10 protein-coding genes are annotated in these 14663 nt (G+C 67.2%); 3 read left to right on the top strand and 7 right to left on the bottom strand.

Translation table 11 applies throughout. The features are described 5' to 3' along the window. The first annotated feature begins 203 nt into the window (after positions 1–203). The gene (locus tag IB273_RS01705; protein ID WP_192223050.1) at positions 204–1145 is read left to right on the top strand and encodes a hypothetical protein; all 942 of its coding nucleotides are present in this window, start codon (positions 204–206) and stop codon (positions 1143–1145) included. Positions 1146–1190: 45 nt separating this feature from the next. Here the strand turns inward: IB273_RS01705 and IB273_RS01700 are convergent, their stop codons facing one another. Beyond that, a complete protein-coding gene (locus IB273_RS01700; RefSeq protein ID WP_081516677.1) occupies positions 1191–2012 on the bottom strand; it encodes an alpha/beta fold hydrolase in 822 nt (273 codons plus the stop codon). Between the two features lie 139 nt (positions 2013–2151). Then, entirely contained in the window at positions 2152–3051 is a 900-nt protein-coding gene (locus IB273_RS01695; protein WP_081516676.1) for a LysR family transcriptional regulator, read from the bottom strand. A 117-nt stretch (positions 3052–3168) separates the two neighbouring features. Between IB273_RS01695 and IB273_RS01690 the strand changes: the two genes are divergently transcribed. Together IB273_RS01690 and IB273_RS01685 are read left to right on the top strand one after the other, a co-directional pair. Continuing rightward, positions 3169–4161 (top strand): aldo/keto reductase, encoded by a 993-nt coding sequence (locus IB273_RS01690; RefSeq protein ID WP_192223049.1) that lies wholly within the window; start codon positions 3169–3171, stop codon positions 4159–4161. Positions 4162–4228: 67 nt separating this feature from the next. Then, positions 4229–4696, top strand: coding sequence for a thermonuclease family protein (locus IB273_RS01685; protein ID WP_081516674.1), 468 nt, complete (start codon positions 4229–4231; stop codon positions 4694–4696). Between the two features lie 12 nt (positions 4697–4708). Here IB273_RS01685 and IB273_RS01680 read toward each other — a convergent pair whose 3' ends face one another. The 5 genes from IB273_RS01680 to IB273_RS01660 all read right to left on the bottom strand — a co-directional run bounded on the left by IB273_RS01680 (position 4709) and on the right by IB273_RS01660 (position 14575). Then, positions 4709–5515 carry a substrate-binding periplasmic protein gene (locus IB273_RS01680; protein ID WP_192223048.1) on the bottom strand — a complete coding sequence of 269 codons (807 nt, stop codon included), beginning with the start codon at positions 5513–5515 and terminating at the stop codon, positions 4709–4711. Positions 5516–5610: 95 nt separating this feature from the next. Beyond that, entirely contained in the window at positions 5611–8328 is a 2718-nt protein-coding gene (gene mgtA / locus IB273_RS01675; protein WP_192223047.1) for a magnesium-translocating P-type ATPase, read from the bottom strand. A 111-nt stretch (positions 8329–8439) separates the two neighbouring features. Further along, positions 8440–12105: a translocation/assembly module TamB domain-containing protein gene (locus IB273_RS01670; RefSeq protein ID WP_192223790.1), complete on the bottom strand. Its 3666-nt coding sequence runs from the start codon at positions 12103–12105 to the stop codon at positions 8440–8442. 14 nt (positions 12106–12119) lie between these two features. Then, a complete protein-coding gene (locus tag IB273_RS01665) occupies positions 12120–13847 on the bottom strand; it encodes an autotransporter assembly complex protein TamA (RefSeq protein WP_412548054.1) in 1728 nt (575 codons plus the stop codon). Positions 13848–13927: 80 nt separating this feature from the next. Beyond that, positions 13928–14575 (bottom strand): GNAT family N-acetyltransferase, encoded by a 648-nt coding sequence (locus tag IB273_RS01660; protein WP_081516669.1) that lies wholly within the window; start codon positions 14573–14575, stop codon positions 13928–13930. Positions 14576–14663 lie beyond the last annotated feature (88 nt).

Here is a 14663-nt window from a genome sequence, read left to right as displayed (position 1 = left end):
CTAAACTGCTTCTGGGCGCCGCCGAGCAAGGCCGCCCAGCGCCGGATGGAATCGGTTCCCGCCCGCCAGGCAGAAGCCCGCAACGCACCATGCAACCCGACGCCCGAGACAGCCCCTGACCAGAGCCCCGCCCTGCCGGAAACCGGCAGCAGCCCTGCTCCAGGTGCTTCCCGCCTCACCAGGAACAGCTTCGGGAGAACCGCATGAGCATTCGCAATTCCAAGGAACCGGCCGAAGGCGCAGGCCAGCCGAAGCCGCAGCGGCCCTTCGCGCACCCACAGGACCACCTGTCGCAGCTCTATGACCTGCCGCCCGGCCAGCTGCCGGACGCGCTGGGTGCCACGCCGAGCCAGGCATCCGCCTATTCGGCCGGCGCCACGGACTACGCCCGGAAACAGCAGCAGAGCGCACAGCACACCCTCGACCAGCTCGACGAACTCGATGAAGCCCTGCAACGCGAAGCGAGCCGGCCCACCCCCGATGCCATCGTCACGCCGGATGGCGCGCCCGACACCCCGCTCAGCCAGGCCGATCAGTTGCTGCAAGCAGTTGTCTCGCAGGACGCCAGTGACACCGAAAACGTGCTGCAGGACGTGCAGAGCACTCTCGACTCCCTCGCCGGCATGGCCCAGGGCCTGTCGCAGCAACGCCTGGACTCCATCAAGGAACGCGAGACGCTGGACGCACGCCAGGAACAGGCCGATGAGCGCGAGCGCCTGCTCAACGAACGGGAAGACGCCTTGCGCCAATGGGAACAGCGGTTACAGCAGGAGAAGGCTGCGCTGACCCGCCTCGGCGAGCAGCAGGCCGCCACCCTCGCCGAACGCAGCGCCACCCTGCAGGCGCTGGCGGAGACCGTCGACAGTCGCGACCGCGCCACCAGCAAGCGTTGCGAGGTGCTGCAGACGGAGCAGGACCAACTGGAACGCAAGCTGGCGCAGATGCGTATTCGCCATGCCGACCTGGACGGCCGCGAGACGCTGCTGCAGCAAAAGGACAACGAGCTGACCGAACGCTTCAAGCAACTGGTGGATGCCAAGGAGCGCTTCGGCGCCATCGTCCGCAGCTTCAACGAAACGGTACGCTTCAACACCGCGCTGAGCGCCATCAACCGCACCGTGAGCGGACGCCCGGACGGCCACTGATTCACTCGTGGAGTGCCGGGGCCCAGCGGCCCCGGCAGCGGCGTCTCAGCGATTGAGGAAGCCCAGCAGGTCCTCGTTCACCTGGTCGGCCAGGGTGGTGCACATGCCGTGCGGGCCGCCCTTGTAGACTTTCAGCTCGCCCTTCTGCACCAGCTCCACCGAACGCTGGCCGGCGGCGCCGATGGGCACGATCTGGTCATCGTCGCCGTGGAGGATCAGCGCTGGCACGTCGATCTTCTTCAGGTCCTCGGTGTAGTCCACTTCGGAGAACTCGTGGATGCACAGGTACTGGCCCAGGTGCCCGCCGGTCATGCCCTGCAGCCAGAAGTTGTCGATCACGCCCTGGGACTGCTTCGCACCCGGCCGGTTGTAGCCGTAGAACGGCACCGCCAGGTCCTTGAAGAATTGCGAGCGGTCTTCCTTCACGCCCTTGCGGATGCCGTCGAACACGTCGATCGGCAGGCCGCCGGGGTTGGCAGCCGTCTTGAGCATCAGCGGCGGCACCGCACCGATCAGCACCGCCCCGGAAAGACGTTTGGTGCCATGCCGGCCGATGTAGCGCGTCACCTCGCCGCCACCGGTTGAATGGCCCACCAGCGTGGCGGACTTGAGGTCCAGCGCATCGATCACCGCCGCCAGGTCATCGGCGTAGGTGTCCATGTCGTTGCCGTTGGCCGGCTGGCCCGAACGGCCGTGGCCGCGCCGGTCGTGGGCGATGACCCGGTAGCCCTTCTGCACCAGGAACAGCATCTGCGCGTCCCAGGCGTCGGCATTGAGCGGCCAGCCGTGGGAGAACACCACCGGCTGCCCGCTGCCCCAATCCTTGTAGAAGATCTCAGTGCCATCTTTCGCTTTGACGAAGCTCATTTAGGTCGTTTCCTTCAGGGAGTGGTTGAAAAGAAACGCCGCAACTCCAGCGACTGCGAACCGCTCTACGGCGGCCTTGAGCATAGCCAGCGCGGTGACGCCGGCAGCCGCGCCTGGCAGCTTTCCGACAAGCGACCACTCAGCCGATGCCGGCCGCGAACAAACCGCCGAGCCAGTCGGAGAACACCCGCAGGCGCCGCGACATCTGCCGGCGCACCGGGTGCAGCACGCTGACCGGCAGCGGCGGCGGCTGCCAGGCGCGCAGCACCTCCACCAGCTCGCCGCTGGCCAGGCCTTCGTGCAGGTGATAGCGCGGCGCCTGGATCATGCCGAAGCCGGCGCGGCAGGCGGCAATGTAGGCGTCTGCGTTGTTCACCGCGATCCGGCTGGGCAGCCGCTGGGTGCGCAGTTGGCCATCGAAGCGGAACTCCAGGTCGAAGATGCGCCCGCTGGAGGCCGACTGGTAGTTGACCGCCAGGTGCCCTTCGAGCCGCTCCGGATGCTCGGGCAGGCCGAACTCCTGCACGTAGGCGCGGCTCACGCAGGTCAGTTGCTCCAGCTCGGCGATGCGCCGGCCGACCAGGCTGGAGTCCGGCAGTTCGCCTGCACGCAGCACGCAATCGACGCCTTCTCGCACCAGGTCCACCTGGCGATCATTCAGGCTCAGTTCGAGCTCGATCTGCGGGTAGCGCCGGCAGAACTGCGGCAGCGCCGGGATTACCACCAGCCGTCCCAGCGAACTGGGCAGGTCGATGCGCAGCTTGCCGCGCGGGTTGTCGGGCGAGTCGGAGAAGCAGTTCTCCGCCTCCTCCAGGTCCTCCAGCAGGCGCACGCAGCGCTCGTAATAAGCCTGTCCATCGGCGGTGACGCTGACCTGCCGCGTGGTACGACGCAGCAGTTGCACGCCCAGGTGCGTCTCCAGTTGCTGGATCAGCTGGGTCACGCTGGCGCGCGGCATCTGCAGGCTGTCCGCGGCCTTGCCGAAGGCCTTGAGTTCGACGATGCGGGTGTAGACCTGCATGGCCTGCAAGCGGTCCATGGCGCACTCCGATTATTCATCCAGGCCGAATAGTTAAACCGCAATCTGCCGGTTTATCCATGCCTGACAAACAACAAGAATGGTCCTGCCCCTTTCCCCACCCCGGAGAATCCCCGCATGAAGACCCGCCGCCTGGGCTCGCAAGGCCCCGTCGTCTCCGCCATCGGCCTCGGCTGCATGGGCATGTCCGACTTCTACACCACCGGCAGCGATGAGGCCGAATCCATCGCTACCCTGCACCGCGCGCTGGAGCTGGGCGTCACCCTGCTCGACACCGCCGACATCTACGGCCCGCACACCAACGAGGAACTGCTCGGCCGCGCCCTGAAGGGCAAGCGCGAACAGGTGTTCCTCGCCACCAAGTTCGGCATCGTGCGCACCCCTGACCAGCCGCAGGTGCGCGGCGCCAACGGCAGCCCGGAGTACATCCGCCAGGCCGTGGAAGGCAGCCTGAAGCGCCTGGGCACCGACCACATCGACCTCTACTACCAGCACCGCGTCGACCCCAAGGTGCCCATCGAGGACACCGTCGGCGCCCTGGCCGAGCTGGTGAAGGCCGGCAAGGTGCGCTACCTCGGCCTGAGCGAAGCCTCGGCAGAAACCCTGGAACGCGCGCACAAGGTCCACCCGATCACCGCGCTGCAGAGCGAATACTCGCTGTGGACCCGCGACCCGGAAGAGAACGGCGTGCTGGCCGCGTGCGAACGCCTGGGTGTCGGCTTCGTGCCCTACAGCCCGCTGGGCCGCGGCTTCCTCACCGGCGCGCTGAAGAGCCCGGATGACTTCGCGCAGGACGACTACCGGCGCTCCAGCCCGCGCTTCACCGGCGAGAACTTCGCGAAGAACCTGCTGCTGGTGGACAAGGTCGCCGAGCTGGCCGCCGCCCGCGGGGTGAAGCCCTCGCAACTGGCGCTGGCCTGGGTGCTGGCCCAGGGCGAGCACCTGGTGCCGATCCCCGGCACCAAGCAGCGCAAGTACCTGGAAGAGAACGTCGCCGCCGTGGACCTGGCTCTGACCCGGGCGGAACTGCTGGAGCTGGACGCAATCTTCCCGGCCGGTGCGGCCGCTGGCGGGCGCTACAGCGAACAGGTGATGGCGCTGATCCAGTAAAAGCTCTGCATCGGGGCTCCGGTGGACGCTCGCAGCGGTTATGCTGACGGGGTCCACCGGAGGCTCCATGCGATTCGTTCCCGCCGCACTGCTCGTACTTTCCTTCCTTCCCCTCGCCGCCCACGCGGATGAGGAGTGCCAGGTGACGGCCGTGTTCAGCGGCGACCAGTTGACCTGCCAGCGCGCGGATGGCGGTGATACCACCATCCACCTGCGCGGCATCACTGCTCCAGAACTGGAACAACCCTTCGGCCAGCGCTCCCGCGCGGCCCTGGTGCAGCTCGCCCTGGGCAAGAGCGCCACCCTCAAGCACGCCGAGCCGCTACCCGACGGCAGCCTGCGCGCGGCGGTGTGGGTCACCCCGGCGGAGTGCCCGAACTGCGGTCATACCCTGGATATTGGTCGCGCCCAGCTGAGCATCGGCCTCGCGCGCTGGCGGCAGAGCGACGCGCAGACGCCCGAGGAAGTCGGCCAGTACCAGTTCGAAGAGCACGAGGCCAAGGCCCGCCGCACCAATCTCTGGCGCAAGCCCTGACGCGGGAATCCGTCAGTTGCTGACGTAGTGCTGCAGGATGCGCCGATCCTCGCCCGCGTCCACCAGCGTCTTCAGCGTCTGCGCGTAGCGACGGACGAAGTCCTCGTCCTGGGTGCGCTTGCTGAAGGCGACTTCCGCCGACTCCGCTGACACCACCACGCTGGTGGGCTCGATGCGCTTGGCCAGGCCCAGCTGCTGCAGTTCGTACTGGCCGCTGTGCTCATCGGCGATGATGCCGTCGATTCGGCCCTTGTCGACCATGTGCCAGAGGTTGCTGCGGCTGGGATTGAAGAACACCCGCGCGGCGAAGTCGGGGTCAGCCATCAACTGGCGATAGGGTTCACCGTAGGAAACGTCGATCTGCGCGCCGAGGCGGAAGTCGCTGCCGGGCAGGTCGGCAAGCTGCTGCAGGCTACCCAGCTGGGGCAGGCCGCGACGGACGAAGAGGATGTTGCGCGACGGTGGCAGCACGGTACCGGAGAACCAGGCGTAGGCCTCGCGCTCGGGCTTGCGGAAGGCCCCGGGCAGCACGTCGAGGCGACCGAGTTCGAGTTCCTTGAGCGCCCGTGCCCAGGGCAGCTTGACCATCCGCACCTCGCACCCCAGGCGCTCCAGCACAGTGCGATTCAGCTCGACGTAGAGCCCACCGACGCTGCCGTCGGGCAATTGCATGCTGAAGGGCGGGTCGTCATCCCAGCGCAGGGTCTTCTCGCAGGCGGCCAGCGGCACGCTGGCCAGCGCCAGGCCCAGCAGGACCAGGCGCTTCAGGCGCGCACGCGGGAGCAACGGCAGGCGATGGGCTTGCGACGGCAAGATCACGACTCACAGCAGGAGAAGACGGATGACCGGAGTGTATTGAACCCGATGCCTGCGTGACCAGTGGTGATCGGGTTCGCACGTTGGTTCCGTTTCGCTCACTGCCAGCCGTAGCGCCGGGCGAACCAGCCCTTCACGGTCTGGGTCAGCGCCATGTAGCCCAGCAGGATCGCCACCAGCCAGGGCCAGTACCCCAGCGGCAGCGCCTCCATGCGGAAGGAATGCGCCAGCGGCCCCATGGGCAGGAAGATCGCCACCGCGACGATCGCCAGGGTCATGCCCAGCAGCGGCCAGGCGGCGCGGCTCTGCAGGAAGGGAATGCGCCGGGTGCGAATCATGTGCACCACCAGCAGTTGCGAGATCAGCCCCTCGACGAACCAGCCGGACTGGAACAGCGTCTGCTGCGCCGGTGAATTCGCACCAAATACGTGCCAGAGCACAAGGAAGGTGGCGATGTCGAAGATCGAGCTGATCGGCCCGAAGAACACCATGAAGCGCCCCAGTCCGTCCGGGTTCCACTGCTGCGGCTTGCGCAGCAGTTCGCCATCGACATGGTCGAAGGGAATGGCGATCTGCGACAGGTCGTAGAGCAGGTTCTGCACCAGCAGCTGCAGCGGCAGCATCGGCAGGAAGGGAATGAAGGCGCTGGCCACCAGCACGCTGAACACGTTGCCGAAGTTGGAGCTGGCGGTCATGCGGATGTACTTGAGCATGTTGGCGAAGGTGCGGCGCCCCTCGATCACGCCCTCCTCCAGGACCATCAGGCTCTTTTCCAGGAGGATCAGGTCGGCGGCTTCCTTAGCGATGTCCACTGCCGAATCCACTGAAATGCCGATGTCCGCCGTGCGCAGCGCCGGGGCATCGTTGATGCCGTCGCCGAGGAAGCCGACCACGTGGCCGCGCTCGCGCAGCACGCGCACCAGGCGCTCCTTGTGGCTGGGAGTGAGCTTGGCGAACAGCGTGGTGCGCTCGGCCAGTTCGCCCAGCTCGGCGTCGTTGAGCTCGTCCAGCTGTGGGCCGAGCAGCACGCCCTCGACCAGCAGCCCCACATCGCGGCAGACCTTCAGGCTCACCCGGTCGTTGTCGCCGGTCAGCACCTTCACCGCCACGCCGTTCTCCGCCAGCGCGCGCAGCGCCGGGGCAGTGGTTTCCTTGGGCGGGTCGAGGAAGGCGATGTAGCCGGCCAGGCAGAGGCCGCTCTCGTCCGCCACGCCGTAGACATCGCGGGTGGGCGGCAGCTCGCGGGTGGCCACGGCGACCACCCGCAGGCCTTCCTGGTTGAGCCCGTCGGCCACTGCGCGGATGCTTTCCAGACGCGCCCCGGTGAGCGGCTCGACACCTTCGGTGGTTTCCACCGTGGCGCAGACCGACAGCACCTCTTCCAGCGCGCCCTTGCAGATCAGCAGGTGGTTGTCCTCGCGTTCGCTGACCACCACCGACATACGCCGGCGGGCGAAGTCGAAGGGAATCTCGTCGAGCTTGCGGAAGCGGCTGTCCACCTTCAGTGCATGACGCAGTTCGACGTGCTCGAGGACGGCGACATCCAGCAGGTTCTTCAGCCCGGTCTGGTAGTGGCTGTTGAGGAAGGCCAGTTGCAGCACGCGGTCCTGCACCTGGCCGAAGGCGTCGGTGTGGCGCTCGAGGACGATGCGGTCCTGGGTCAGGGTGCCGGTCTTGTCGGTGCAGAGGATGTCCATGGCGCCGAAGTTCTGGATGGCGTCCAGGCGCTTGACGATCACCTTGCGCCGGCTGAGCACCACCGCGCCCTTGGCCAGGGTCGAGGTGACGATCATCGGGAGCATTTCCGGGGTCAGGCCGACGGCGATGGACAGCGCGAACAGCGCGGCCTCAAGCCAGTCGCCCTTGGTGAAGCCGTTGATCAGCAGGACCACCGGCGCCATGACCAGCATGAAGCGGATCAGCAGCCAGCTGACCCGGTTGACGCCGGTCTGGAAGGCCGTCGGCGTCGGGTCGCTGGCGATCACCCGCTCGGCGAGGGAGCCGAAGTAGGTGCGCGTGCCGGTGCCGATCACCACCGCCAGGGCGGAGCCACTGACCACCGTGGTGCCCATGAAGCACAGGCTGTCACGCTCCAGCGGGTTGCCCTGGCGGGCGTCACGCAGCTGGGCAAACTTCTCCACCGGCAGCGATTCGCCGGTGAGCGCGGCCTGGCCGACGAAGAGGTCCTTGGCGCTGAGCAGGCGCACGTCCGCCGGGACCATGTCGCCCGCCGACAGCCACAGCACGTCGCCGGGCACCAGCTCGCGGATCGGCACTTCCACCCGCAGCGCGGGGCCATCGTCTTCGGCGCTGCGAAATACCGTGGCCGTGTTGCTGACCATCGCCTTGAGCTTCTCGGCGGCACGGTTGGAGCGCTTCTCCTGGATGAAGCGCAGCAGCGTGGAAATCCCCACCATGCTGCCGATCACCACGGCGGCCTCGACGTCCTCGGTGAACCAGGAAATGGTCGCGAGCACGGTGAGCAACAGGTTGAAGGGGTTGCAGTAGCAGTACCACAGGTGCATCCAGGCACCTAGCGGCCGGTCCTGGTCGACTTCGTTGAGCCCGTCACGCTGGCGGCGCTCGCCCGCCTCGGTCTCGTTGAGGCCCTCGCGCCGGCTCTCCAGGCGCTCCAGCACCGTGGCCGATTCCAGCGCGGACCACTCCAGCAGGGCCGCAGCCAGCGCATTGGGCGCTTGTCTCCCGGCCGCCGAACCGCGCAGCAGGTCACGGGCGACCAGCCGGCGCAGTTGGCGGGCCGGGAAGCCCTTGTTGATGAATTCGAGCAGGTGGGTCCTGATGAGGTCCAGGCGCATGATGACTTTCCCCTTGTGCGCACTTCGTCCGGCGGCGGGGGGAGTCTGTGCCGGGTACCTTAAGGGGCCATGAAGACCGGCGGCGCCGAACGACGGCGCCGCCGAGCGCACTCAGAAGTCGCGCTTGTAGAAGATATCCAGGGAGCTGGCCAGGCCGCTGGCAGCCTCCAGGTAGACCTTCTTGCTCAGCAGGTAGCGCAGCGCGATGGTGTTGGCCGGTTCGAACACACCCACGCCATAGCGCAGGCTGAGACGGTCGGAAAGCTGGCCGCTGGCGACCACGCTGGTGCTGTTGCCGGTGCCTTCGGTGTCCAGCTGGAAGTCCTGGATGCCCAGGCGCTGGGCGACTTCACCGGTCAGCGGTGCGCTGCCGGCCAGGCCGAGCGCCAGGGCTGCCTCGCCGAGCATGTTGCTGTCCTCGCCGCTGGACATGGGCCGGCCCAGCACCAGGTAGGACAGCGCCTGCTGCTGGCTCATGGCGGGCTCGGAGAACACTTCGCTGCGCGGCTGCTCGGCGTTGCCGGTCAGGCGCAGGCCGGCCACCACGTCGTCGACCTTGCGGATCGCCTCGACATCTAGGAACGGCTGGTCGATAGGCCCGGCGAACAGCAGGCGCGCGCGGCGGATGGTCAGCTTCTGGCCGTAGGCGCGGTAGCGGCCGTTGTTCAGGCGCAGCTCGCCACGGGTGTCCATGTTGTCGCCGATGTGCACCTGACCCGCCAGCTCCGCGTTCAGGCCGAAGCCGCTGAAGGTCAGCTTGTCGCTGCCGACCCTGACATCGATATCCATGTTCAGCGCAAGCGCGCTTTTCGGCTCCTGCTTCGCGCCGACGATCACGCTGTCGTCGGACACCTTGACCGTGGACGGCGGCAACTGGCGAATGGTGATGGCGCCGCGCGGCACCTGCACCGAGCCGGACACGGCAAGCCGTTCGCCCGCCATCTGCACCGTGAGATCGGGCTCCACTTCGAGGTTGGCGTAGGGCTCCACGGTCACCGGCAGTCGACTGCCGCGCAACTTCACGTCGACGTCCAGGCCACTGAACCAGGCGATGCGCCCGGACAGGCTGCCGTTTCCATGTTCTCCGGCCTTCCAGTCGCCGCTCAGGTCGACCTGCTCGCCGGCAATCCGGGCGGTGACCTGCAACTGCTCGAAACGGGTCGGCAGGTCGCCGCCGGAGATTTCCCCGTCGTTCAGGCGCAGCTCGCCATCCACCCGTGGTGCCAGCAGGCCGCCAGAAATCTGCCCGCTGCCGTTGAGGTGGCCTTTCAGGGTTTCCACCATGGGCGCAAAAGGCCGCGCCACGGCGATGTCCAGGCCACTGAGGCTGAAGGTGCCGCTCACCGGCTTGGCTTTCGGCCGCGGGTCGAGCTGGACCTGGGCCTGCAGGCTGCCGAGCTTGTCGCCCAGGAACTGCAGGCTGGTGTCGATGCGCCGGGGCGTCAGGCGGCTCTCCAGTTGCAGGCGCTGGTAGGGGAAGTCGACCCACTCCTCCTGCTCCTTGATGCGCAGGGTGCCGTTGTTGGCATTGATCAGGATGGAGCCGTTGGGGCCGCTGGCGGGCAGGTCGAGCTGCACGTCGCCGTCGAGCTTGCCTTTCCAGGCGAAGTCTTCGGGCAGCCAGCGCGCCAGGCTGTCCAGCGGGAACTCGCGCAGGTGCATGCGCAAGCGTGGATCGGGCATCAGCCGCTGGTCTTCCATGCAAAGGCTGGCGGGGCCGGAAGCCCAGCAATGGGCGCCGAGGTTGATCCGACCATCCGCCAGGCGTTCCAGGCGTGCCGGCTGTTGCAGGCGCCAGTCCTGGCCGCCGCTCTGGATATCGCCCTTCAAGAGACTTCCGCGCCAGTCCTTGCCGTTCCAGTTGCCGTCCAGGCCGAGGTCGAGCACTACCGGCTTGCCCTGCAGGTTCAGGGCAAGTTGCTGGCGCTTGAGGTCGCCGCTGCCCTCCAGCTTGAGCACGCCGAAATCGGTGTCGCCGCTGCGCAGCCCCTGGGCTGTCAGGTTGACGCGACCACGCTGGCCGGCATCGAGGGAGGCGCTCAGATCCAGTGTGCGCAGGCCCTGGTCAGCGTAGGCGACGCGCTGGCCGTCGAGCTTCAGCTGCCCTTGCGGCGCCTGCAGCGTGCCGGCCAGGTCGAGCTGGCCGTTGAGACGGCCGAACAGCTGCGGCCACAGCTGACCGAGGCGATTCAAGGCGATGTCCAGGCGACCGGATAGCCGCTGGTCCAGCGCGGCTTGCCCGCTGATGCGGTTGTCGCCCAGCTGCAACGCCAGGCCATCGACCTTCCACGCCTGCCCTGCCGCCGTGGCATTCGCCTTGAAGGTAGCCGGCTGGCCACGCAGGCGGCCTTGCAGGTCGAGGTTGGCATCGAGGTTCAGCGCTTCGCCCTTGAGCGAGCCCTTGCTGCGCAACGGTCCACCGAGGCGGCCGGGCATTTCTTCGAGCCAGTAGGCCGGGTCGAGATCGGACAGGTCGAGCGCTGCGTCCCAGCTCACCGCATCGGCGAAACCGACCTTCAGGTGCCCTTCGGCCTTGCCCTGCCCGGCCACCAGTTTCAGCGACGGCAGGAAGACTTCCGCGAGATTGCCAGACACCGGGCTGGCCAGGGTGAAAGCGCCGGCCGGCCCCTTGAAGGCGCCGTCAAAATTACCCAGGTAGGCACCCTCGCTGTAGCTCACCTCGGCCTTGAAGGTGTGTACGCTCACCGGCGGCTCGTCGATCTCCGGGTACAAGCGGCGCCAGGGGAAGTCCAGCCAGTCGAGCTGGGCGTTGGCGGCGAAGGCGTCTTTCCAGTCGAGGCGGCCGGTCAGTGCCACGCGCTGGTCCTTGGCGGCGCTCAGGTCGAGGGCGGCGATATCCGCACCCTCGGCGTCGACGCGCCCGCGCAGGGTCAGCACCACCGGGCTTTCCTCGGCGGGCAGCACGGCGGCGCCAGCCAGCTGGTAGCCATCCTTGAGGTTGCCGCTGGCATTCAGGCGCAGCTGGTTCAGCGTCAGAGTGTCGGGTAAGGACGCATCGGCCTTGAAGCCGTCAGCAGTCACCAGCGCGGTGGCCGGCAGGTTCTCCGCCAGCGGTTGCAGGTCTCCTTCCAGGTTGCCGTTCAGGTAGCCACTGCTCTGCGCCTGCAATTTGAGGTGCCCCATCAGCTCACCCTTGGCCTGCAGCTGCAGGGTCCAGGGCTTCTCGCCCGGCGCGGGCAGGCCAAGCGTCCCCTCGGCCTCCAGCGGCCAGCCCTGGGTCGGCTTCAGCAGGCCCTTGAGCGACAGACTCAGGCCATCACGGGCAAGCTTCAGCGAGTCGATGTGCAGGCCTTCATGGTCCCAGTGCGCGGCCAGTTCGGCGTCGCGTAGCTGCTCCTGGCCATCGAGCAGGAAGCGGCCGATGCGGATGTCACCCAGTTCCAGTGACAGCGGCAGGCTCAGGTCGGGCAGCTCGATGGGGCCGGACGATTCGCTCGGCTCGCTCGGCGGCAGGGTCAGCAGCACTTCGTTGGCCACGACCTTGTGCAGGCACAGCGTCATGCGCAGCAGGCAGGCCGGCGACCAGTCGATCTGCGGCTGGTCCAGCACCAGATGGGTGCCGCCGTCGGTCCACTCCAGGCGCTTGGCGCTGAAACCACCGGCAAGGCGGCCGTCGAACTCATCGACGCTCAGGCCCGGCACCCAGCTCAGCACGGCGCGGCTGCCCGCAGGCGTGCCGAGCAAGGCGGCCACCGCAATGACCAGCAGCAGGATCAGCCCGAGCAGGCCGCCCAGGCTCCAGCGCAGCGCACGCATCCAGCCCGCGCGGGTCACAGCTCAGGCCCCATGGAGAAGTGCAGGCGGATGCCGCCGTCCTCGTCCAGGCCATCGGCGAGGTCCAGGCGCAGCGGGCCGACCGGGGAAATCCAGCGGATACCGATGCCGACGCCGGTCTTGATCGAGGGGAAGTCCAGCGAGTTGAACGAGTTGCCCTGGTCGACGAAGGCTGCAATGCGCCAGCGCTCTGCGATGGGGTACTGGTATTCGACGCTGCCGGCGACCATGTAGCGGCCACCGATGCGATCGCCGTCGGAGTTCTTCGGCGACAGCGTCTGGTAGTCGTAGCCGCGCACGCTCTGGTCGCCGCCAGCGAAGAAGCGCAGCGACGGCGGGATCGCGCTGTAGTCATTGGTGGCGATGCCACCAACCTGGATGCGTCCGAGCAACCGCTGCCCTCCCCAGAAACTGGTCACGCCCTTGGCCATGGCGTTGATATGGGCGACGTCGGCGTCCGCCAGCAGCCCTTCCTTGGCGCCCTTCACCTCGAATTGCAGGCGATAGCCCTTGCCGGGGTCGATCTTGTTGTCGGCCTCGAGGATCGAATAGCCGATGCCCGGCATCAGGAAACTGCTCAGGCCCGAATCGTCGCCCAGTTTGTATTCCTCGCGCTGCCAGTTCAGCGAGACGACCCGCTGCCAGCCGCTGTCGAGCTTGTGGTGCCACTCGCCGCCGAGGGTCAGCAGCTTGCTCTCGGTGTCCACCAGATCTTCGTACTGGTAGCCGCTGGTGAAGCGCAGCTTGTCGGTGAGCGGCGGGTCCAGCGGAATTTCGTACCAGGCGCCGACGTTCTGCCGTGGCGCGGAAACTTCCGCCTCGAATCCCAGACTATGGCCCTGCGGGTTGACCCAGTGGCGGGTCCAGGTGGCCCGTGCACGGGGCCCGACGTCGGTCGAGAAGCCCAGGCCAAGGCCCATGGTGCGTGGCTTGCGTGCCTCCAGATGAACATTCACCGGCACCACTTCACCATCGGCGTTGGTCGGCGCGGCATCCACCCGTACGCCATCGAAGTAGCCGCTGGACTGCAGGGCCTGGTTGAGGTCGGCGATCTGTTCGGAATCGTAGTCGGCGCCTTCCTTGAACGGCACCATGCGCTGCAGCAGGTCCTCGTCGAAGGGGAAATCGCCAGCGAATTCGACCTTGCCCAGGCGATAACGCGGCCCGCTGGCGTACACCAGTTCGATGTCCGCCACGCCGGCTTCGGGGTCGATGCGCAACTGCTGCTGGGTGAACTGGCCACGGAAGAAACCGAAGCGCGAGGCCTGGTTCTGGATCAGCCGCTTGGCGTCTTCGTAGGCACCGTGGTTGAGTTGCGCGCCAGGCTTCAGGGCGTCGCCGCCGGGCACCCGGAAACTCTTGAGTCTGGCTGCCGGGCCTTCGACGCGTACGGTGACGTTACGCAAGTGAACGGGCTCGCCGGGCCGCACATTGATGCGCAGGGTGGGCACCTTGTCATCGGTCACCCGGCCACGGATGCGCGCCTGGTAGTACCCCAAAGCCTGGGCGGCCTTCTGCGCCTGCTCCACGGCATTGCGCCGGAATCTTTGCAGGGCCTCCTGATCACGCTCGCCAAGGCTGCCCACATAGGCCTCGATATTGGCCTTGAGCGCAGCGTTGGCGGGGGTGACACGAACGTCGAGATGGGCTTCGGCCGCCAGGACCCTCTGCAAGCAGAAGGCCATCACCAGCAGCAGCCCAAGCAATCCTTGGACAACTCTCATGGCGCGAAATGCTAGCACGGGTTTTCCCCGTATTGCCTTCCTTCAGGCTGTAGGAAGCGTCTGAGGATTCAAGGCGACAGCTATCCCGCGGACACTTTCACTGCCTCGCGCCCATGGGTGGGATGGAACAACACGTGCTCGCGGATCGGGCCCAGCGCCACCTCTCCCAGTTCCTCGTAACCGTGGCGCCGGTAGAACTCCAGGTAGCGAGCGTTGCCCGTATCCAGCACCAGTCCCTGGGAGCCACCGTCCTCGGCGCACCAGGCATGCAGCGCATCGAGCAACTGCTCGCCCAGGTGCTTGCCCTGGAACTCCGGGTGCACGCCGATCAGCGGCAGGATGTGGTAAGGCCCCGGCGGCAGGCAGCCGAGCACGGCGGCGTGGTAGTCCAGGTAGCGTCGGGTGCAACCCAGGCCGGTGGTGAGCAGCATGCGCATGCGCCAGAACCAGCTCTCGGTGACATCCAGGCGACGTTGCGGCGGGACCACCAGCGCTACACCCACCAGACGATCCTCGATCAGCAGGCCAATGGCGGGCAGCTCCTCGAGGAAGTGCTGGTTGACCAGCTCGCGGACGGTCGCCCGCACGCGCTGGTCAAAACCGGCACGGTCGGATTCGAACAGGTAGGCGAAGGTGGGTTCGTGGCGGTAGGCGTGATAAAGCAGCGAGCGGACTTCACGGCTGTAGTTGCCGTCCAGCAGACGGACTTCGGCGAGGGTATCAGGCATGCGGACGCCTCTTCGTGTGAGTTCTTCTTATGGTTATGAGTCCAGCCACAAAACCCTAGCAGCGCCTTGCCGGGGTCGCCAGGGTCGC

Origin of the sequence: Pseudomonas sp. PDM19 (assembly GCF_014852215.1) — a bacterium.
In the GTDB taxonomy this organism is placed as follows: Bacteria; Pseudomonadota; Gammaproteobacteria; order Pseudomonadales; family Pseudomonadaceae; genus Pseudomonas.
Note: the sequence above shows the minus strand (reverse complement) of the source record. Positions and strands in the feature narration are given on the sequence as shown.